The organism is uncultured Photobacterium sp., from assembly GCF_947039875.1.
In the GTDB taxonomy this organism is placed as follows: domain Bacteria; phylum Pseudomonadota; class Gammaproteobacteria; order Enterobacterales; family Vibrionaceae; genus Photobacterium.
Map to the genome: position 1 here is coordinate 44897 of NZ_CAMRAN010000014.1, position 20898 is coordinate 65794.

General features: G+C 44.0%; 14 protein-coding genes. 6 read left to right on the top strand and 8 right to left on the bottom strand.

The window, feature by feature from the left end:
* Positions 1-24: 24 nt before the first annotated feature.
* The 6 genes from coaE to nadC form a co-directional block, all read right to left on the bottom strand.
* The gene (gene coaE / locus Q0V26_RS07140) at positions 25-630 is read right to left on the bottom strand and encodes a dephospho-CoA kinase (protein ID WP_297479915.1); all 606 of its coding nucleotides are present in this window, start codon (positions 628-630) and stop codon (positions 25-27) included.
* Positions 631-633: 3 nt separating this feature from the next.
* Positions 634-1509 carry an A24 family peptidase gene (locus Q0V26_RS07145; protein WP_297479917.1) on the bottom strand — a complete coding sequence of 292 codons (876 nt, stop codon included), beginning with the start codon at positions 1507-1509 and terminating at the stop codon, positions 634-636.
* Positions 1510-1570: 61 nt separating this feature from the next.
* Positions 1571-2791, bottom strand: a complete 1221-nt coding sequence (locus tag Q0V26_RS07150) for a type II secretion system F family protein (protein WP_297479920.1) — start codon at positions 2789-2791, stop codon at positions 1571-1573.
* A gap of 52 nt (positions 2792-2843) precedes the next feature.
* Positions 2844-4529 (bottom strand): type IV-A pilus assembly ATPase PilB, encoded by a 1686-nt coding sequence (gene pilB / locus Q0V26_RS07155; RefSeq protein WP_297479923.1) that lies wholly within the window; start codon positions 4527-4529, stop codon positions 2844-2846.
* The gene (locus tag Q0V26_RS07160; protein WP_297479925.1) at positions 4529-4963 is read right to left on the bottom strand and encodes a prepilin-type N-terminal cleavage/methylation domain-containing protein; all 435 of its coding nucleotides are present in this window, start codon (positions 4961-4963) and stop codon (positions 4529-4531) included. Before Q0V26_RS07160 ends, pilB begins: the two co-directional genes overlap by 1 nt.
* Positions 4964-5483: 520 nt before the next feature.
* Positions 5484-6371 carry a carboxylating nicotinate-nucleotide diphosphorylase gene (gene nadC, locus Q0V26_RS07165; RefSeq protein WP_297479984.1) on the bottom strand — a complete coding sequence of 296 codons (888 nt, stop codon included), beginning with the start codon at positions 6369-6371 and terminating at the stop codon, positions 5484-5486.
* A gap of 162 nt (positions 6372-6533) precedes the next feature.
* On the opposite strand from nadC, the gene ampD reads away from it, so the two are divergent.
* The 5 genes from ampD (at position 6534) to lpdA (ending at position 14427) form a co-directional block, all read left to right on the top strand.
* Positions 6534-7079: a 1,6-anhydro-N-acetylmuramyl-L-alanine amidase AmpD gene (gene ampD, locus Q0V26_RS07170; protein ID WP_297479927.1), complete on the top strand. Its 546-nt coding sequence runs from the start codon at positions 6534-6536 to the stop codon at positions 7077-7079.
* Positions 7080-7387: 308 nt separating this feature from the next.
* A complete protein-coding gene (pdhR, locus tag Q0V26_RS07175) occupies positions 7388-8161 on the top strand; it encodes a pyruvate dehydrogenase complex transcriptional repressor PdhR (RefSeq protein ID WP_297479930.1) in 774 nt (257 codons plus the stop codon).
* 78 nt (positions 8162-8239) lie between these two features.
* Positions 8240-10903 (top strand): pyruvate dehydrogenase (acetyl-transferring), homodimeric type, encoded by a 2664-nt coding sequence (aceE, locus tag Q0V26_RS07180; protein WP_297479932.1) that lies wholly within the window; start codon positions 8240-8242, stop codon positions 10901-10903.
* Between the two features lie 12 nt (positions 10904-10915).
* Positions 10916-12799, top strand: coding sequence for a pyruvate dehydrogenase complex dihydrolipoyllysine-residue acetyltransferase (gene aceF, locus Q0V26_RS07185; RefSeq protein WP_297479935.1), 1884 nt, complete (start codon positions 10916-10918; stop codon positions 12797-12799).
* Between the two features lie 197 nt (positions 12800-12996).
* Complete coding sequence (lpdA, locus tag Q0V26_RS07190; RefSeq protein WP_297479939.1) at positions 12997-14427, top strand: dihydrolipoyl dehydrogenase; 1431 nt, start codon at positions 12997-12999, stop codon at positions 14425-14427.
* A gap of 123 nt (positions 14428-14550) precedes the next feature.
* Here the strand turns inward: lpdA and Q0V26_RS07195 are convergent, their stop codons facing one another.
* The gene (locus Q0V26_RS07195; RefSeq protein ID WP_297479941.1) at positions 14551-16470 is read right to left on the bottom strand and encodes a methyl-accepting chemotaxis protein; all 1920 of its coding nucleotides are present in this window, start codon (positions 16468-16470) and stop codon (positions 14551-14553) included.
* A gap of 437 nt (positions 16471-16907) precedes the next feature.
* On the opposite strand from Q0V26_RS07195, the gene acnB reads away from it, so the two are divergent.
* Positions 16908-19505: a bifunctional aconitate hydratase 2/2-methylisocitrate dehydratase gene (acnB, locus tag Q0V26_RS07200; protein ID WP_297479945.1), complete on the top strand. Its 2598-nt coding sequence runs from the start codon at positions 16908-16910 to the stop codon at positions 19503-19505.
* A gap of 115 nt (positions 19506-19620) precedes the next feature.
* Here the strand turns inward: acnB and Q0V26_RS07205 are convergent, their stop codons facing one another.
* On the bottom strand, positions 19621-20754 hold the full coding sequence (locus Q0V26_RS07205) for a glycerate kinase (RefSeq protein WP_297479947.1): 1134 nt from the start codon (positions 20752-20754) through the stop codon (positions 19621-19623).
* Between the last annotated feature and the right edge of the window lie 144 nt (positions 20755-20898).

Below are 20898 nucleotides of genomic sequence, written 5' to 3' on the forward strand. Positions count from 1 at the left end.
AAAATAATGAATGCGCGCTAAGCGTTATTTCGCTGCTCGCGCTAGTGAGAGATAATACTGGTGTAGTTGAGCAACTTGCGTCAACAGTGCCTGATTATCACCATTATTACAAATGATATCATCGGCAGCATCGAGCCGTTGTTGGCGCGAAGCTTGCGCTGCAAGAATATTTTTTATTTGCTCAAGCGATACATTATCTCGCTGCTGGGTACGCATTATCTGTGTTTGCTGGTCAACGTCAACCACCAGTAACCGATCGGTCATAGTTTGAAGGTTATTTTCGATCATTAATGGCACAATCAGCAGGCAATATGGCGATATAGCACGATTTATATCAGCTAACATCTTTTCATTGATCAAAGGGTGCAGCAGTTGATTGAGCCAATTTTTGAGTTGTGGATCACTAAAAATAACGGTTCTTAATTGACTGCGATTAAGGCTTCCATCACTAAGTAGTATACGGTTACCGAATTTTTCCGTGATGCGGGCTAAACCGACACTACCGACTGCCACTACTTCACGGGCAATAATATCGGCGTCAATTAAATCGATGCCGTATTTAGCAAACATATTGGCCACCGTTGTTTTTCCACTGCCAATTCCACCGGTTAAACCAATCACAATTGTCATCAATCAGAATCCTAAATAAGAGCTAACATACCAATTTAAAATTGGTTGACCCCATAGCATAGCAATCCATCCAGCGACAGCAAGGTATGGTCCAAAAGAGAACGGAGTTTGTTGATCTTCATGCTTTATGCGGAGCATAATAATGCCGCATATCGCGCCCACAAGAGATGAAAGCAGCACCACAAACGGTAATAACGACCAGCCTACCCATGCGCCAATAGCCGCCAGCAGTTTAAAATCACCGTAACCCATACCATCTTTTTTAGTCAGCAACTTAAACGCCCAGAATATGGACCACAGTGATAAATAACCTGCCATAGTACCAATAATGGAATCGGTTAATGAAATTGGGCTGATACCCATTAAGGCTAATAAAATACCTGCCCACATTAATGGTAATGTAATTTGATCGGGCAGTAGCATCTTATCAATATCAATAAAGGTCAGTGCAATCAGTGCAAAGCTTGCGCCTAATACCGCCACAGCCCACCATGTTGGCGGCAACACTAATGCGACAGTTAAGCTAATGATCGCGGTCAGAAGTTCAATCGCAGGGTAACGTTTACTGATCGGCGCATGGCACTCGCGGCATTTGCCTTTTAATACTAACCAGCTAATAAGCGGAATATTTTCTAACGCACTGATAGCATGGTTGCAGTGGGGGCAACGAGAACGGGGAACGCTGAGATTAAATGGCGTAGGATCATTTTGAAGCGGCACATTAAGTTCAGGGAAGCAATCATGGCACTCTTGACGCCATTGACGTTCCATCATGATCGGTAGCCGATAAATCACCACATTTAAAAAACTACCAATTAATAAACCAAAAATAGTGGCAAACAGCGGATATAGCCACGGGTAATAATTTAAAACAGCCATGCAATACTCTCTTAAAATGAATCTGATAATGTTAATGTCACGGCTATTGATTGGATTGTAATTATCCTATAACGCTCATTAGCGTAAAGATAGGCATGTACATCGCGACTAATAAACCACCGATAATAATACCAAGAATGATGATAATAAACGGTTCCATAATTTGACCTAGATTATCGACGGTATTATCAACATCATCCTCATATAATTGTGCCATTTTATTGAGCATATCATCAAGTGCACCCGATTCTTCACCAATCATCACCATTTGTAGCATTAATTCTGGAAAAACATCGGCTTGACGCAGAGCTAAGTATAATGGCATACCAGCAGCGGTGCTGTTATAGACTTCATCAATCGCTTGTTCAATATAAAGATTATTACTGGTTTTCCCAGCTGATTGAATGCCGGTTAATAGTGGAATACCGGCATTAAAGGTAGTGGCGAGAGTACGAGCAAAACGGGAAATGGTCGCTTTAAGTAATACTCCACCAACAAGCGGTAATTTTAGGCTCAGTTTATCGATGCGATAATGAAAACCATAATACTGGCGATAGCAATAACGGTAGATAATGATGGTAAGCACAATGCCACCGCCAAGATAATAACCATAATTAATTAAAAAATCGGAGGCTTTCATGACTTGGTGCGTAAACCACGGTAGTTCTGCGCCAAAGCCACTGAAAATAGCCGCAAACTGTGGAATAACAAACACCAGCATTAACACTGTTACTAAGATGGCGGTGATAGATACCATCGAAGGGTAGATCATCGCTTTGATGATTTTTTTACGCATTGCTTCGGCTTTTTCGCGGTACACCGCAATGCGGCCAAATACTTGCCCAAGGTGACCCGTTTGCTCACCCGTATCGACCAAGTCACAATAAAACTTATCAAACAATGGCGAGCTAGAGCGCATTGCTTTGGCTAATGATGATCCGGCTTCAACTTGGTTGGTCACTTGGATTAGGGTGGCGCGCATTTCTGCTTTGTGGTGACTGTTAGCCATTAAGGTTAATGCTTGTACTACAGGAACGCCTGATTCAACCATGGTCGATAATTGACGCGTCACCATGGTGACATCTTCGGGCTTCATTTGATTACGAAGTCGATCTAAGGTACCGGGAGAGGTGCGTTTGATCTTTTTAATATTGATCATTTGCTCGGTGAGCTGATGACGGACTTCTTGTTCTTGAAATCCCATTGTAACCCCTGAGACTTTACGTCCGGCTTGATTGATGCCCCGCCATTGGTAGTAACGAATTTTAGTGGCAGCAACCATAAGAGATCCTTTTTAAAAATACAGTGATGGGAAGTAAAGTCGAGTGATGTTATTAGAGTTGTAGTACCCGTTGTAATTCGACAAGGCTAGTAATGCCAGCAACTAATTTATCGACGCCTGATTCGCGTAGTCGTTGCATGCCTTGGCTGGCGGCAATATCTTCTAATTGTAAGCTGGTGGCGTTTTGCATTAATGCTTCAGCAATTTCACGGCTAAATTGCATCACTTCATAAATACCCACTCGACCAACATAGCCTTTGTTGCAATCATCACAGCCTTCTTTATGGGCTTGATAAACACTGGTGTTAAGTGGCAGTTTTAAGCGTTCACAAGTTAAGTCATCAAGCAGATGCGGTTGTTTACAATGACTGCATAATCGGCGTGCTAACCGCTGCGCAATAATCAAACTTAATGATGAGGCAAGGTTAAAATCTTCGACGCCCATGTTGGTTAAACGGGTAATGGTTTCCGCAGCTGAGTTGGTGTGCAGGGTTGATAACACCAAGTGCCCAGTTTGCGCCGCTTTAACCGCAATTTCGGCGGTTTCAAGGTCGCGAATTTCACCCACCATCACCACATCAGGGTCTTGACGCAAAAACGATCGCAATGCTTCGGCAAACCCCAGTCCAGCCTGATTATTGATTTGAACTTGGTTGATACCTTGGAGGTTGATCTCAACTGGATCTTCAGCGGTGGAAATATTGCGCTCGTCAGTGTTTAAAATACTTAAACCGGTATAGAGCGATACGGTTTTGCCGCTACCTGTTGGCCCCGTCATTAAAATCATCCCTTGCGGGCGTTGCAAGGCGGTTAAATAAGCCTGCTTTTGAGCATCGCTATACCCTAAAATATCAATGTTTAAGCTGGCACTGGAACTGTCTAAAATACGCAGTACTACTTTTTCACCCCACAAGGTTGGTAGGGTAGAAACCCGTAGATCAATTGCCAGTGAGTCGGATAATTTAAGCTTGATGCGGCCATCTTGTGGTTGACGACGTTCGGCAATATTGAGCTTGGACATTACCTTTAAACGGGTTGATAACCGCCGCGATAAACTGGCTGGTGGCGTTAAATGCTGATGTAAAATACCATCACAACGAAATCGAATTCGATAACTGGTTTCATAGGGTTCAAAGTGAATGTCTGACGCTTTACGGCGCAGGGCATCCATTAAGACTTGGTTGATATAACGAGTAACCGGAGCGCTGTCTTGGCTTAAATCGGTGGCTTCATCAAGTTCAAGATCGTTAATATCAATTAAGTTACCTAAATCTTCATCACTGATTTGGCGGCTGTTACCGACATCACCAATATCACTGCCGTAAACTCGGCGAATCGCTGATTCAAGTTGTTTATTATCTAATAATAGCGGTTCAACGTTCTTACCAATAGCGAAGCGAAATTCATCTTGTGCCTCGACATTGGTAGGATCGCTAAGGCCGACGAAAAGGGTGCTATTGTCTTGCGCAAGCGGCAGCACGCGATGGCGTAACACCAATTCACGTTGGTAGACACTTTGACAGCAACCTTGAAAGTCATAGTGGTGAACATCCACTCGATCGAGGTTGAACAGGTGTGATAATGAACGTGCCAGTTCATCATCCGCCATGATACCTAGACGAGTAATGGCGGTTGGGACATTGATCCCTTCCGCCGTCACCGACTCGACAATTTGCTGCTGCTGTTCGGCGCTGATTAACTCAGCTTGGAACAGGATCGAGGCGAGGTTGGTTTGCATTATTGTCCTGAACAATCGATGCTGCGGCCGTCAACAGTACAACCTGTTCCATCTAAATCCCAATTAAGAACACCACTTGTAAAGGTTGGACTCATGGTAATTGTGAGAGCGGTTCCTGCTGTATCTACTGCAGTTGTTGTCATTGATAAATCACCATCAGTAACACTTAATGCTGATATATAATTGATTGTACCAACAGCTGCTATGGCTGCTGGAATCCCGTTAGAACCAGCAGAACATCCAGTAAGTTGTCCTCGCTCTTGAGCACATAATGCAATTGCTGTTTTATAACCAGTTACAGCAGATACAGCACCTGCAACACGAGTACGCTGTGTATAATCTGAATATGCTGGTATAGCAAAAGCAGATAAAATACCAATGATCGCTACTACGATCATCAATTCAATAAGGGTAAAGCCTTGTTGCTTTTTCATATTCCATTCCTTGAAGGTTTTAAGTCGTCCAACATGGACAAAAGGGTAGTGCTGTGGAACTAGAATAAAAGGCTTAACTGCTTGATTGAATAACAGTGGTGGTATTGCTCGGCACAGGTTGAATTATTTATGCCATTGTTGCAGCAGTTGCAAAATAGGACTGGAGTTGGGGCGCAGAAAAGTGGTTGGAGTGAGTAGCGATCAGTAAGTGCTAGTTGTGCAGAAGAGGTTATTATCTGTGATCTATTTATCGTGTGATTGAACTTCAAAGATAGCAGTAAAAAAATATTAACGCTACAACGCGCTGTGAGTAGATTCCCTATCGCCCTCGCGGGCATTCACTGTAGGGAATGACGGGTTGACGTTTGAGCCTCAAATACATCAGTGAAAACACGTTAATATTATACGGCAAACATCAATGTCACAACGCGCTGATGGTAGATTCCCTATCTCGCTCGTAACCTCGCTGTAGGGAATGACGGGGTGGGCTCGGCATTCATTGTCGGCAATGACGGGTGGGTTATACAAACCGCATCGACAAATCCATTGCCCGCACATGCTTGGTTAGCGCACCGACTGAAATATAATCTACACCTGTTAATGCACATTCGCGAATATTATTCAGAGTAATATCACCAGAGTTTTCCAACGCCGCGCGGCCGGCGTTAATTTTTACCGCTTCACGCATCATCTCTAGGCTGAAGTTATCTAGCATAATAATATCTGCGCCAGCGGCAATCGCTTGTTCTAATTCGGCGAGTGATTCGGTTTCTATTTCTACCGGTTTGCCGGGGTTTAATTGCTTGGCAGTGGCGATTGCTTTTTCAATGCCACCACAAGCCATGATGTGGTTTTCTTTGATTAAATAGGCATCAAACACGCCAATGCGGTGGTTAAAACCGCCACCACAACTGACCGCGTATTTGAGGGCGCTGCGCAAGCCGGGAACGGTTTTGCGAGTGTCTAATAAACGGGTGTTGGTGCCTTGTAGTTGGTTTACATATTCGGCGGTAAGGGTGGCGCAGCCTGATAAGGTTTGAATAAAGTTCATCGCATTACGCTCACCAGTGAGCAATACCCGCGATGGGCCACTTAGGGTACATAATACTTGGTTGGGTTTGACTACCTCGCCATCGGCAACCTGCCACTCAATCACCACTTCACCGCCCAATAGGGCAAACACTTCATCGGCCCACAGCTGACCACAAAAAACGCCATATTCACGGGTAATAATAGTGGCGGTGCTGTGACTATTCGCGGCAATTAAATTAGCAGTAATGTCACGGCTAGCATCAATCTCACCACCTAAATCTTCACGCAGAGTATCAGCAACGGCGCGGGTAATTTCTAGCGGTAATTGCTGTTTAAGGTAAGTAAGGCGTGCACTGCTGTCGTGTTTCTGTTCCATAGTCGTCATGTCGTATCCATAGCAAGAGTTTGCCGGTAAGTGAATTACCGCGAGTGATAGCAAAAGCATACAGGGAAAAAAAATAGTTTTCGAGGACAGAGGTTTTAATTTTCATCTCGATATTCGATACTCGATATTATTTTTCTATAACCTGAGATTTTTATGACTCTAACAATCAACAGCGACCATTGGCTTGATAACGTAAAGCAAGTGCCATCACCATTTTACGATACTCGCCCTGATGATGATATTTCACTGCTGGTGGTACATAACATTAGTTTGCCACCGGGTGAATTTGGTGGGCCTTATATTGAACAGTTATTTACCGGGCAGCTGGATCCTAACGAGCATGCTTATTTCGCATTAATTCATCAATTTCGCGTTTCGGCTCACTGTTTGATCCGTCGTGATGGCAGTATTATTCAGTTCGTACCGTTTAATGCGCGAGCATGGCATGCGGGAGTTTCTTGTTTTGAAGGGCGTGATAAATGTAACGATTATTCGATTGGCATTGAGCTTGAAGGTTGTGACTATTTGCCTTTCACCCCTAATCAGTATGAAACATTAGCCACTCTTACCCAAAAAATAATGCTGCAGTATCCTGCTATTACGCGCCAGCGAATTACCGGGCATGAATTTATTGCGCCTGGACGTAAAACTGACCCTGGATTAGTGTTTGATTGGCATGGCTATAAAGCCCAATTGTAAGAGGTGAATTATTAATAGATTGGTTAATTTAGTACTGATAAATCATAGGCTTTTTATCTAAACCGTCTTTTACCTAGCAGCAGGATTGAATTTAGTTGGTGGCTTAGTGTTTGATTGGTTGTTATGTGGCGTGATCATATATGTTTAAGTTGTGTTAACGGATGAGAGTTCTATGATTTCAATCAAGTTGAATGTGGACTTTCATGATTATTTCTGTAAACTTTCTACGTCAGTAAATTGGTAATACCAATTACCTGTATTGTTAGTTTTGTTATGAAGCAGATTAATTATAAGAAGCATTCATCATAATGACCTATAAACGTATTCGCCAACCCAAACTTTGTGAGGCTATCGAAAAAGAGCTTGAGTGTTTGATTGTCGAAGGGACGTTATCTCCGGGACAACAACTGCCTCCTGAGCGTGAACTAGCAAAGCAATTTGATGTTTCTCGCCCGTCAGTTCGTGAGGCGATTCAGCGCTTAGAAGCCAAACATTTACTGACGCGTCGTCAAGGTGGCGGCACATTTGTAACCGAAAATTTGTGGGAAAGTTTTTCTGAGCCACTGCTCGATTTATTAGCCGCACACCCAGAAACACAATTAGATTTAGTTGAAGCGCGCCATGCGCTAGAGGGATTAGCGGCATATTATGCTGCCCTGCGTGGTAATGATGATGATTTCGATCGTATTAAAGATTGTCATGTGCGGATTCAGCAAGCACAACAACAAGGTGATTTAGCCGCAGAAGCCGCGGCAGTGATGCAATACCTTATTGCTGTCACCGAGTCGGCACATAATGTGGTGTTATTACACATTATTCGCAGCTTAGCACCGCTGTTAGAACAGAACGTATTACAGAATTTTGAATACCTTAATCGTCACCAAGCGGTGGTGGATAAGGTGAGTAAGCACAGAGCCAATATTGTTGCGGCGATTGTTTCAAAACAGCCGAAAAAGGCACGTGAAGCATCCCACGCACATTTGGCTTACATTGAGGAAACTTTGTTGGATTTATCTCGAGAAGATAGCAGGCGTCAACGCTCTCTCCGTCGAATCCAGCAACGCAAGGACGGGCTTGACTAGGGTTCTTTCATCAGCCAAAGGCCATTTGCAAGTCGCGACATTGTTAGTTTAGTTGATTATAACGAAAGGATAGATCGCATGTCTGAAGTCATGAAGAGTGACGTGGATGTACTGGAAACTCAAGATTGGTTAGAAGCTCTTGAATCAGTAGTCCGTGAAGAAGGTGTTGAGCGCGCACAGTACTTATTAGAGCAAGTATTGGATAAAGCACGTTTAGATGGTGTTGATATGGCAACAGGCATCAACACTAATTACATTAATACGATTCCTGCGACGCAAGAACCTGCGTACCCAGGTGATACTACGCTAGAGCGTCGTATCCGTTCTATTATCCGTTGGAACGCGATCATGATCGTATTGCGTGCATCGAAGAAAGATTTAGACCTAGGCGGCCACATGGCGTCTTACCAGTCTGCTTCTGCTTTCTACGAAGTATGTTTTAACCACTTCTTCCGCGCACCTAATGACGTTGATGGCGGCGATTTGGTTTATTACCAAGGTCACATCTCTCCAGGGATCTACTCTCGTGCTTTCGTTGAAGGCCGCTTAACAGCAGATCAGCTTGATAACTTCCGTCAAGAAGTTGATGGCAAAGGTATTCCTTCATACCCACACCCTAAGTTAATGCCTGAATTCTGGCAGTTCCCAACGGTATCTATGGGTCTAGGTCCTATCTCTGCGATCTACCAAGCACGTTTCCTTAAATATTTAGAAGGCCGTGGTCTTAAAGACACTTCAGCGCAACGTGTTTACGCGTTCCTAGGTGACGGCGAGATGGATGAGCCAGAATCACGTGGTGCGATTTCTTTCGCTGCGCGTGAGAAGCTAGATAACTTATGTTTCCTTATCAACTGTAACCTACAGCGTCTAGATGGTCCGGTTATGGGTAACGGTAAGATCATTCAAGAGCTAGAAGGCCTATTTAAAGGCGCAGGCTGGAATGTGGTTAAAGTGATCTGGGGTAACAACTGGGATTCACTACTCGCAAAAGACACTACTGGTAAGCTTCTTCAGTTAATGAACGAAACTATCGATGGTGATTACCAGACATTTAAATCTAAAGATGGCGCTTATGTACGTGAGCACTTCTTTGGTAAATACCCTGAGACTGCGGCACTGGTTGCTGACATGACAGATGAGCAAATCTTTGAGCTGAAACGTGGTGGTCACGATTCATCTAAGCTATTTGCTGCGTTTACTAATGCAAAAGATACTCAAGGTAAACCGACTGTTATTCTTGCTAAAACTGTTAAAGGTTACGGCATGGGTGAAGCAGCAGAAGGTAAGAACATCGCTCACGGCGTGAAGAAAATGGACATGACTCATGTTCAATACCTACGTGATCGTTTAGGTCTACAAGATCTTATCTCTGACGAAGCAATTAAATCATTGCCTTACCTAGAGCTTGAACAAGGCTCTGCAGAGTACAACTACTTACACGCTCGTCGTGAAGCACTATTAGGTTACACACCTAAGCGTAGCCCTAAGTTCACTCAAGAATTTAAAGTACCTGAGCTAGAAGAGTTTGCACCATTGCTGGTTGAGCAAAAGCGTGAAATCTCTACCACAATGGCTTACGTTCGTACGCTTAATATTCTATTGAAAGATAAGAATATTGGTAAGAATATCGTGCCAATCATTTGTGATGAAGCACGTACATTTGGTATGGAAGGTCTGTTCCGTCAAGTGGGTATCTACAACCCAGCGGGTCAAACTTACACTCCAGAAGACCGTGGCGTTGTTTCTTACTACAAAGAAGCAAACTCAGGTCAGGTACTGCAAGAAGGTATCAACGAATTAGGTTCAATGGCATCTTGGGTTGCTGCTGCAACATCATACAGCACCAACGATTTACCAATGATTCCGTTCTACATCTACTACTCAATGTTCGGCTTCCAACGTGTTGGCGACATGGCGTGGATGGCAGGTGACCAACAAGCACGTGGCTTCCTATTAGGTGCTACTGCTGGTCGCACAACCTTGAACGGTGAAGGTCTTCAGCACGAAGATGGCCATTCACACATCATGGCTAACACAGTGCCTAACTGTATCTCTTACGACCCAACGTTTGCTTACGAGCTAGCGGTTATCATGCAAGACGGTATTCGTCGCATGTACGGTGAAAACCAAGAGAACATTTATTACTACCTAACAGTAATGAATGAAAACTACGCAATGCCTGGCATGCCAGAAGGCGCGGAAGAAGGCATTCGTAAGGGTATCTACAAGTTAGAATCTTACGCTGGTAGCAACAAAGTTCAGCTAATGAGCTCTGGTACTATCATGAATGAAGTCCGTGCTGCGGCTCAAATTCTAAGTGATGATTACGGTGTTGCGTCTGATGTTTACTCAGTAACATCATTCAACGAATTGACTCGTGATGGTCAAGATGTTGAGCGTTACAACATGCTGCACCCACAAGCTGAGCAGAAAGTAGCTTACATCACAACGGTTATGGGTTCTGAGCCTGCAATCGCTGCGACTGACTACATGAAGAACTACGCAGAACAAGTTCGCGCGTTCATGCCTTCTGAGTCATTTAAAGTACTGGGTACTGATGGCTTCGGTCGTTCAGACAGCCGTGCAAACCTACGTCGTCACTTTGAAGTTAATGCTGGCTACGTTGTTGTTGCAGCACTTTCTGAATTGGCAAAACGTGGTGACATCGAGAATTCTGTAGTTGTAGATGCAATTGCTAAATTCAACATTGACGCAGACAAGATCAACCCGCTATACGCGTAAGAGGCAAATATAATGGCAATCGAAATTAATGTACCTGACATCGGTGCGGATGAGGTTGAAGTAACTGAGATTCTTGTTAGCGTTGGCGACAAGGTTGAAGAAGAGCAATCACTGATCACTGTTGAAGGCGATAAAGCATCAATGGAAGTGCCTGCTTCACAAGCGGGTATCGTTAAAGAAATTAAAATCGCGGTGGGTGATTCAGTCTCTACTGGTTCATTGATCATGATCTTTGAAGCTGAAGGCGCAGCGGTAGTAGCTCCTGTAGCAGAAGCAGCACCAGTTGCCGCACCTGTGGCAGCGGCAGCAGCTGAGCTTAAAGAAGTACATGTGCCTGATATCGGTGGTGATGAAGTTGAAGTCACTGAAATCATGGTTGCTATCGGCGACAGCATCGAAGAAGAGCAGTCACTACTTACCGTTGAAGGCGATAAAGCATCAATGGAAGTACCTGCACCGTTCGCTGGTGTACTAAAAGAAATTAAAATCGCAACGGGTGATAAAGTTTCAACTGGCTCACTAGTGATGATTTTTGAAGTTGCTGGTTCAGCGCCAGTAGCTGCTCCTGCTCAAGCAGCAGCACCTGTAGCGGCAGCACCTGCTGTTGCAGCAGCAAAAGAAGTTCATGTGCCTGATATCGGCGGTGATGAAGTTGAAGTAACTGAAATCATGGTTGCGGTTGGCGATACAGTAGAAGAAGAGCAATCTCTAATTACTGTTGAAGGCGACAAAGCATCAATGGAAGTTCCTGCACCATTTGCAGGTACTATCAAAGAAATCAAAATCGCTGCTGGCGACAAGGTTTCTACTGGTTCATTAATCATGATCTTTGACGTTGTTGGCGCAGCACCAGTTGCGGTTGCAGCAGTTCCTGCTCAAGCGGCGGCGCCTGCACCAGTTGCAGCAGCTCCTGCTCAAGCGGCACCAGCAGCAACGACGGGTGACTTTGAAGAAAACAACGATTATGCACACGCATCACCTGTTGTGCGTCGTCTAGCACGTGAGTTTGGCGTTAACCTTGCGAAAGTAAAAGGTACTGGCCGTAAGAACCGCGTTCTGAAAGAAGACGTTCAAAGCTTTGTTAAAGATGCACTTAAGCGTCTTGAGTCTGGTGCTGCAGCATCGGCTTCAGGTAAAGGCGATGGCGCAGCTCTGGGTCTACTACCTTGGCCGAAGATTGACTTCAGCAAGTTTGGTGACACAGAAGTTAAGCCTCTGTCTCGTATTAAGAAGATTTCTGGCGCTAACCTGCACCGTAACTGGGTAATGATTCCCCACGTTACACAGTGGGATAATGCAGATATCACTGAGCTTGAAGCATTCCGTAAAGACCAAAACGCTATCGAAGCGAAGAAAGACTCTGGCATGAAAATCACGCCACTGGTGTTCATTCTTAAAGCGGCTGCGAAAGCACTGGAAGCGTTCCCTTCATTCAACTCTTCGCTATCAGATGATGGCGAGAGCTTGATTTTGAAGAAATACATCAACATCGGCATCGCGGTAGATACACCGAATGGCTTGGTTGTTCCTGTATTTAAAGACGTGAACAAGAAAGGTATTTACGAGCTATCTGAAGAGCTAATGACTATCTCTAAGAAAGCACGTGCTGGTAAGCTAACTGCATCAGATATGCAAGGTGGCTGTTTCACTATCTCAAGCCTAGGTGGTTTAGGTGGTACTGCGTTCACACCAATCGTGAATGCGCCAGAAGTAGGTATCCTTGGTGTATCTAAGTCTGAAATGAAGCCAGTATGGAACGGTAAAGAGTTTGAACCGCGTCTACAACTGCCATTATCACTATCATACGATCACCGTGTGATTGATGGTGCTGAAGGTGCACGTTTCATTACTTACTTAAATGGTTGTCTATCTGACATCCGTCGTTTGGTACTATAAGGTTTCACATCCACAACACCATGCCTACCGTTTGTAGGCATGGAATTGTTGTTTAGCTCACAGGCTGCAGTAATTTATTTTTCATGTTGTTAACAGGTCTGTAAACTTGTTACTCAATTTGACGGTGAATTTAGCATTAAAAAAGTACAGCATAGCTGATAGCCTGTTAGGGATAAAAGACTTACAACGAGGTCATGATGAGCAAAGAAATTAAAGCCCAGGTAGTGGTGTTGGGTTCAGGCCCTGCTGGTTATTCTGCGGCATTCCGTTGTGCAGACTTAGGTCTAGATACGGTTCTAATCGAAAAATTTAATACTCTTGGCGGCGTATGTCTTAACGTCGGTTGTATTCCATCAAAAGCTCTGCTTCACGTAGCTAAAGTGATCGAAGAAGCAAAAGCGATGGCAGAGCATGGCGTGATTTTCGGCGAGCCACAAACCGATATCAATAAAATCCGTCTATGGAAAGATAAAGTAATTACCCAACTTACTGGCGGTCTTGGCGGAATGGCTAAGATGCGTAAAGTTAACGTGGTTAACGGTTACGGTAAATTTACTGGCCCTAATTCAATCGTTGTTGAAGGTGTTGACGGTCAAACGACAGTCACATTTGACAATGCAATTATCGCTGCGGGTTCACGCCCAATTAAACTGCCTTTCATTCCACATGAAGACCCACGTATTTGGGATTCAACAGATGCGCTAGAGCTTAAAGAAGTACCTCAAAAGTTACTGATTATGGGCGGCGGTATCATCGGTCTTGAAATGGGTACGGTTTACCACGCGCTAGGTTCTGATGTCGACGTTGTTGAGATGTTCGATCAAGTTATTCCAGCAGCTGATAAAGATATCATTAAAGTTTTCACTAAGCGTATTTCTAAGAAATTCAACCTCATGCTTGAAACGAAAGTGACAGCAGTTGAAGCGAAAGAAGACGGTATCTACGTTTCAATGGAAGGCAAAAAAGCACCCGCTGAGCCTACACGTTATGATGCAGTGCTTGTTGCTATCGGCCGTGTACCAAATGGTCAGCTAATCGATGCTGAGAAAGCGGGTATCAATGTTGATGAGCGTGGCTTTATTCACGTTGATAAGCAGATGCGTACTAACGTTGCTCACATTCATGCGATTGGTGACGTTGTTGGTCAACCAATGCTTGCTCACAAAGGTGTGCATGAAGGCCACGTAGCCGCTGAAGTTATTTCAGGGAAGAAGCACTACTTCGATCCTAAAGTTATTCCTTCAATTGCCTACACTGAGCCAGAAGTTGCGTGGGTAGGTAAGACTGAGAAAGAAGCAAAAGCTGAAGGTATTAACTACGAAGTTTCAACATTCCCATGGGCTGCATCTGGCCGTGCTATTGCATCTGATTGTGCTGATGGTATGACGAAGATGATCTTCGATAAAGACACTCACCGTGTTATCGGTGGTGCTATCGTAGGTACTAACGGTGGTGAATTATTAGGTGAAATCGGTCTAGCGATCGAGATGGGTTGTGATGCGGAAGATATCGCATTAACAATTCACGCTCACCCAACATTGCATGAATCAATTGGTCTTGCAGCAGAAGTATTTGAAGGTTCAATCACTGACCTGCCAAATGCAAAAGCAGTAAAGCGTAAGAAGTAATTCTCGCTTAATGTTCTGTAAATAAAAAAGCGCCTGATGGCGCTTTTTTGTTAGCTATAGTTTTGTTCGCTATAGTTTTGTTCGCTATAGCTTCGTAAACCAATAGCGATTTAAGGTTGATAATTACAATTTAAAGGTGCCGACCATATCATCCAAACGCTGTGAAAGTTGGCGTAATGATTGGCTAGAATCTGCCAGTTGCGCCGCTGTTTCGGCGGTTAACTGGGTGGTTTCATTGATCTCTTCAATATTGCAATTAATATCGCGCACCACAATTGATTGCTCTTCGGTTGCGGTTGCGACCTGAGTATTCATATCGGCAATTAAGCTAATGCGATCCGCAATGGAAATTAAAGCGGTGGAGGCTTGATCAGATGCTGAGACGCCATTGTCTGATAGCTGACGGCTTTGCTCTATTGCGCTAACGGCATTTGATGCCTCTTGTTGTAAGCGGTTAATCATTGTTTGAATTTCATCAGTCGAAGTTGCTGTTCGACTAGCAAGATTGCGAACTTCATCGGCAACCACGGCAAACCCGCGTCCTTGTTCTCCCGCTCGTGCCGCTTCAATAGCTGCATTTAATGCTAATAGATTTGTTTGTTCTGAAATTCCTCGAATCACATCTAAAATACTGCCAATAGATTGGGTGTTATTGGCTAATGAATCAATCACATCACTGACCTGACCGATATCGGATGACAGCTGATTAATAGTATTACGGGCTTCGCTCACCACTTGCTGACCATCATGGGTTTGCTGTTCGGCTTGTTGAGTCGATTCGGCGGCGAGAGCGGCATTACTGGCAATTTCATTAACCGTTGCTCCCATTTCATTGATTGCTGTTACAACCAATAAGGTTCTATCGCGTTGGCTATGGCTATTATCAAGGGTTAATTGAGCTTGAGAAGCCACTGATTCTGCCGCTTGACGAAGGGCGTTCCCCGTTTCTGCAACGTCAATCACTGAATGGTGGATCTTGCCAATAAAGCCATTAAATCCTGATGATAATTGTCCAATTTCATCATTAGCTTCAACGTTTAAACGGTGGCGTAAATCACCATCGCCTTCACCAAGATTCTTAAACATTAATGCTAGATTTTTAATTGGGCGAGTAATACTGCTGGCGAGAAAAATAGCGATAATAATAAAGATTGCAGCAATAATGGCGGTAAATAAAATAACTTGATTACGAATAGTCGTGAGGGCAGCAAAGGCTTCTTTTTTGGGAAGTTCGCCAATCACATACCAATCCATAGCGGGAATGTAACTCGCCGCTAAAAAGACACCTTCATTGTTATTTTTTGTTTCAATTACACTGAAACTTTGTTTGTTTAATAAGGTGGCGGCAATGGTTGAATCAAACAAGGTTGAAATTGAATTATGTTCCAGCATTTTATTGTTATCGCGATGGATTTTAATGGTGCCTTTACTATCGACTAAATAGACAAATCCGGTTTGTTCAATTTTAAATTGACTAATAAAACTCGCCATATCATCAAGGGATTTAGAGAGTCCCGCTAAAGTATCCCCCAGTGGTTGTTGATAGTTAACAAACAGCTTTACCTCACCGGTTTTTTCTCTAAAGATGCTGAGGCTGCGAGTGTGGTTCGCTTGAATCGCGTCAAAAAACCATTGATCTTGTTGAGGGGTCAGCTGGCGTAAAAAACCATTTTGGTTCCAGTAATCGCCGTTGTGGCGGTTAGCAATAGAGACATCTAATAACTGGTATTGATTCTGAATATTACGTAATTCTTTGACTAAGCGGGTTTTATCTTGTGGTGCTTTGGTGGCTAACACACTGTCGATAACGTAGCTGTTATTGGCCAGTTGCTCTGCGGCTGATTGTAACTGAGTGACTTCTTTTTCGACGTTATTACGAATTTGCAACAAGATCGAGGGTAATTCTAAGTCTAAGATTCGAGTGGTAATGGCTGCGCGAACTTGGCTTTGACTGAGGACACTGACTAAGGTCGTTGAAGCGAGTACCGCCATGGTGATGGCGATGATCAGTTTTGATTTGATGCTTAAATGTTTGTAATTCATAAGACGGCTTATATTTATGAGCAAATGAACAGACCATACGTGGTTACGTCATGATGGTCGGTGAAATGAAAATACAGGCTTATGTATCGGCGTATTTATGAAAAAACTTTAGTGATTTATGGCGCGCAATATGACCTAGCGCTAACTTTAGTGAGGAATATTGATACTTGTCACACGAGATTTAGTGGCAGGGTTATCAATATTGAGCGGTAATTTAGCGGTGACTGAGGCGATATTTATTAAAACTGTGAATGTTGTAAAACATCGATTTATTTTAATTTTAGGTTAAAAATGCTATGGTATTTAACAGTTTTGATCTCTAATTAGCCGTTAAGATGTCAGGTATAGATTAAATCGCAATGACTGATCAGTGAGAGATCATTTAACTTCCAAGGATGTTCGGCGTTATCGTCGAGCCAATATAAGAGGAATATGTCGTGCTTGAAGCCTACCGTAAACACGTCGAAGAGCGTGCGGCAGAAGGGGTTGTTGCTCAACCTCTCAATGCTGAACAGGTTGCCGCTCTGATTGAGCTATTAAAAACCCCACCACAAGGTGAGGAAGCGGCACTACTGGATTTATTAGAAAACCGTATTCCACCTGGAGTGGACGAAGCTGCTTATGTAAAAGCAGGTTTTCTGGCTGCAATCACTACTGGTGAAGCACAATCGCCATTAGTTGACAAAACCAAGGCCGCGCAGTTATTAGGAACCATGCAAGGTGGTTACAATATCGAACCATTGGTGTCATTACTTGATGATGCTGAACTTGCCCCTATCGCTGTTAGTGCGCTATCACATACTTTACTGATGTTTGACTCATTCTATGATGTTGAGCAAAAAGCTAAGGCTGGCAATGTTTTTGCCAAGCAAGTGATGCAATCATGGGCTGATGCTGAGTGGTTCTTATCTAAGCCAGCTCTTGCTGAGAAAATTACTCTTACCGTATTTAAAGTCAGTGGCGAAACCAATACTGATGACTTATCTCCTGCGCCTGATGCGTGGTCACGCCCTGATATTCCGTTGCATGCATTAGCGATGCTAAAAATTGAACGTGAAGGGATCACACCCGATCAAGTGGGAATGATTGGTCCGATTACGCAAATTGAGACCCTTAAACAACAAGGTCATCAATTAGTGTATGTCGGTGATGTGGTCGGAACCGGATCATCACGAAAATCAGCAACTAACTCAGTGCTATGGTTTATGGGGGATGATATTCCTTACGTACCTAATAAGCGTGCTGGTGGCTACGTGCTTGGTGGTAAGATCGCGCCGATCTTCTTTAATACTATGGAAGATGCTGGTGCGTTGCCGATTGAAGTTGATGTAACAAAACTTGCTATGGGCGATGTGATTGACGTTTATCCGTTTAAAGGTGAAGTTCGTCGTCATGATAACGATGAATTGGTCTCAACCTTTAAACTAAAAACCGAGGTCTTGATTGATGAAGTGCGTGCGGGTGGGCGAATTCCATTGATCATTGGTCGTGGCCTAACCGATCGTGCTCGTCAAGCGTTAGACTTACCTGCATCTGATGTGTTCCGTCGTCCTGTGGCCGTTAAAGATAACGGTAAAGGTTATACCTTAGCGCAGAAGATGGTCGGTAAAGCGTGTGGTGTTGAAGGGGTTCGTCCTGGCACCTATTGTGAGCCGAAGATGACTACCGTTGGTTCGCAAGATACCACCGGCCCCATGACGCGTGATGAACTGAAAGACTTAGCCTGTTTAGGTTTCTCAGCCGATTTAACCATGCAGTCTTTCTGTCATACTTCTGCTTATCCAAAACCGATTGATGTTAATACGCACCATACATTGCCTGATTTTATTATGAATCGTGGTGGAGTGGCATTACGTCCTAAAGATGGTGTTATTCACTCATGGCTTAACCGCATGTTATTGCCAGATACCGTTGGTACGGGGGGCGATTCACATACTCGTTTCCCATTAGGTATTTCATTCCCTGCGGGTTCTGGTTTAGTGGCATTTGCTGCGGCAACGGGCGTGATGCCGCTTGATATGCCGGAATCTATTCTGGTACGTTTTAAAGGTGAGATGCAAGCGGGAATCACCCTGCGAGATCTGGTTCATGCGATTCCTTATTTTGCGATTCAGCAAGGGCTATTAACGGTTGAAAAATCAGGCAAGATCAATGAATTCTCAGGTCGTGTGCTTGAGATTGAAGGGATTGAGCATTTATCGGTTGAGCAAGCGTTTGAGCTTTCTGATGCATCGGCAGAGCGAAGTGCTGCTGGCTGTACCGTTAAATTGTCGCCAGAATCGATCACTGAATATTTAAACTCAAATATTGTAATGCTGAAGTGGATGATCGCTGAAGGCTATGGTGATCGTCGTACCATTGAGCGCCGAATTACAGCGATGCAGGCATGGTTAGCAAATCCTGAACTAATGACCGCAGATAAAGATGCTGAATATGCGCATGTGATCGAGATTGATCTAGCTGACATTAAAGAGCCAATTCTGTGTGCGCCTAATGATCCTGATGATGCACGTTTATTGTCTGAGGTGGCAGGAACCGCGATTGATGAAGTATTTATCGGTTCATGTATGACTAACATTGGTCATTTCCGTGCAGCAGGTAAGTTACTTGAGAAATTTGGTGGTCAACTAGATACTCGATTATGGGTGGCACCACCGACCAAGATGGATAAAGACCAGCTTACAGAAGAAGGCTATTACGGTATTTTTGGTCGTGCAGGGGTGCGTATTGAAACACCGGGATGTTCATTGTGTATGGGTAACCAAGCACGAGTAAAAGATAACTCAACGGTGATGTCGACTTCGACCCGTAACTTCCCCAACCGTTTAGGTAATGGCGCTAACGTCTATTTATCCTCGGCTGAGTTGGCTGCGGTGGGGGCTATTCTAGGTCGTATTCCAACCATGGATGAGTACCTAACCTATGCGCAGCAAATCGATGCGACGGCGGCGGATACTTATCGTTACCTGAACTTTGATCGTATGGCTGAATACACCAATAAAGCCGATGAAGTGATTATTCAGCAACCGGTTTAATCGACATTATTGTTGATGTAACGGTTATTGAATAAAAATAAAGAGCGAAAAACGCCGCGAATAATCGCGGCGTTTTTATTGGTATTGCTTAATTATTTGTCATTCAATCAATACATTATCGGTTCAAGCAATACATTGCTGCTACATTACGGGCGGTTAATTCAATATTGATTGCTGTATTGCTAAAGGCTTGCTCAAGGCTCATCGCTGCGGTAACAACACTAAATACCGCATCGATACCATGATCATAAACCACGCCACAATCTTGGCTTAAACAACCAGCAATACCAATTACGGGTTTATGGTATTTCTTGGCTGTACGTGCGACGCCAATCGGCGTTTTACCATGAATAGTTTGGCTATCAATCCGTCCTTCACCAGTGATTACTAGATCTGCATCTTTAATTATTTCGTTTAAGTTAACCGCATCGATCACAATCTCGATCCCTGATCGTAATTGGGCGTTAAATAAGCCTAATAACGCTGCGCCCATACCGCCAGCAGCACCTGCTCCTGCTGTATCCTTAACATCGATAGCTAAATCACGTTTTATAATGGCGGCATAGTGAGCGAGATGCTGATCAAGCGCGGCAACCATTGCTGGTGTTGCTCCTTTTTGAGGGCCAAAAATATGTGATGCACCTTTTTTACCACAAAGGGGATTATCAACATCACACGCCACTTCCAGTTTTATGTTGGCAAGACGAGGATCGACCGTTGTGATATCAATCGTCGCCAGTTGTGCTAATGCTTGACCACCAAACTTAAGCGCTTGACCATTGCTATCTAATAGCTGTACGCCAAGTGCTTGCGCCATACCGATACCGCCGTCATTGGTCGCACTGCCACCGATACCAACAATAATATGTTCAACCCCGTGATCCAGTGCCGCTAGAATCAACTCGCCAGTACCATAACTCGTCGTGAGCATTGGATTGCGCAGATCAGGGCTAACAAGCTGCAAGCCGGACGCCGCCGCCATTTCAATAACCGCCGTTTTACCGTCACCCATGAGGCCAAAAAAGGCGTTAACTTGGGCTCCCAAAGGACCTGTAACTGCGTGTTCTATGATGGTGCCGTTACTGGCATCAACCAGTGATTGCACCGTGCCTTCACCGCCATCAGCCATTGGTAATTTAATGTATTCAGCCGTTGGCATCACTTGGCGAAACCCTGCTTCAATTGCTGTTGCCACTTCCATTGCGGTCAGGCTTTCTTTGTATGAGTCAGGAGCAATAATAATTTTCATAATTAATCAGCCTTGTTAAATAGTGAGAGTCAGTGAATTAAAGGGATATAACTATTTAGTTGCGAGAGATGAGTTGCATTTTAGTGAGAGATCCTGACAATGGGCGCCAAGCACATTCTGCGAGCAGTGTAGCAGTTAACAACT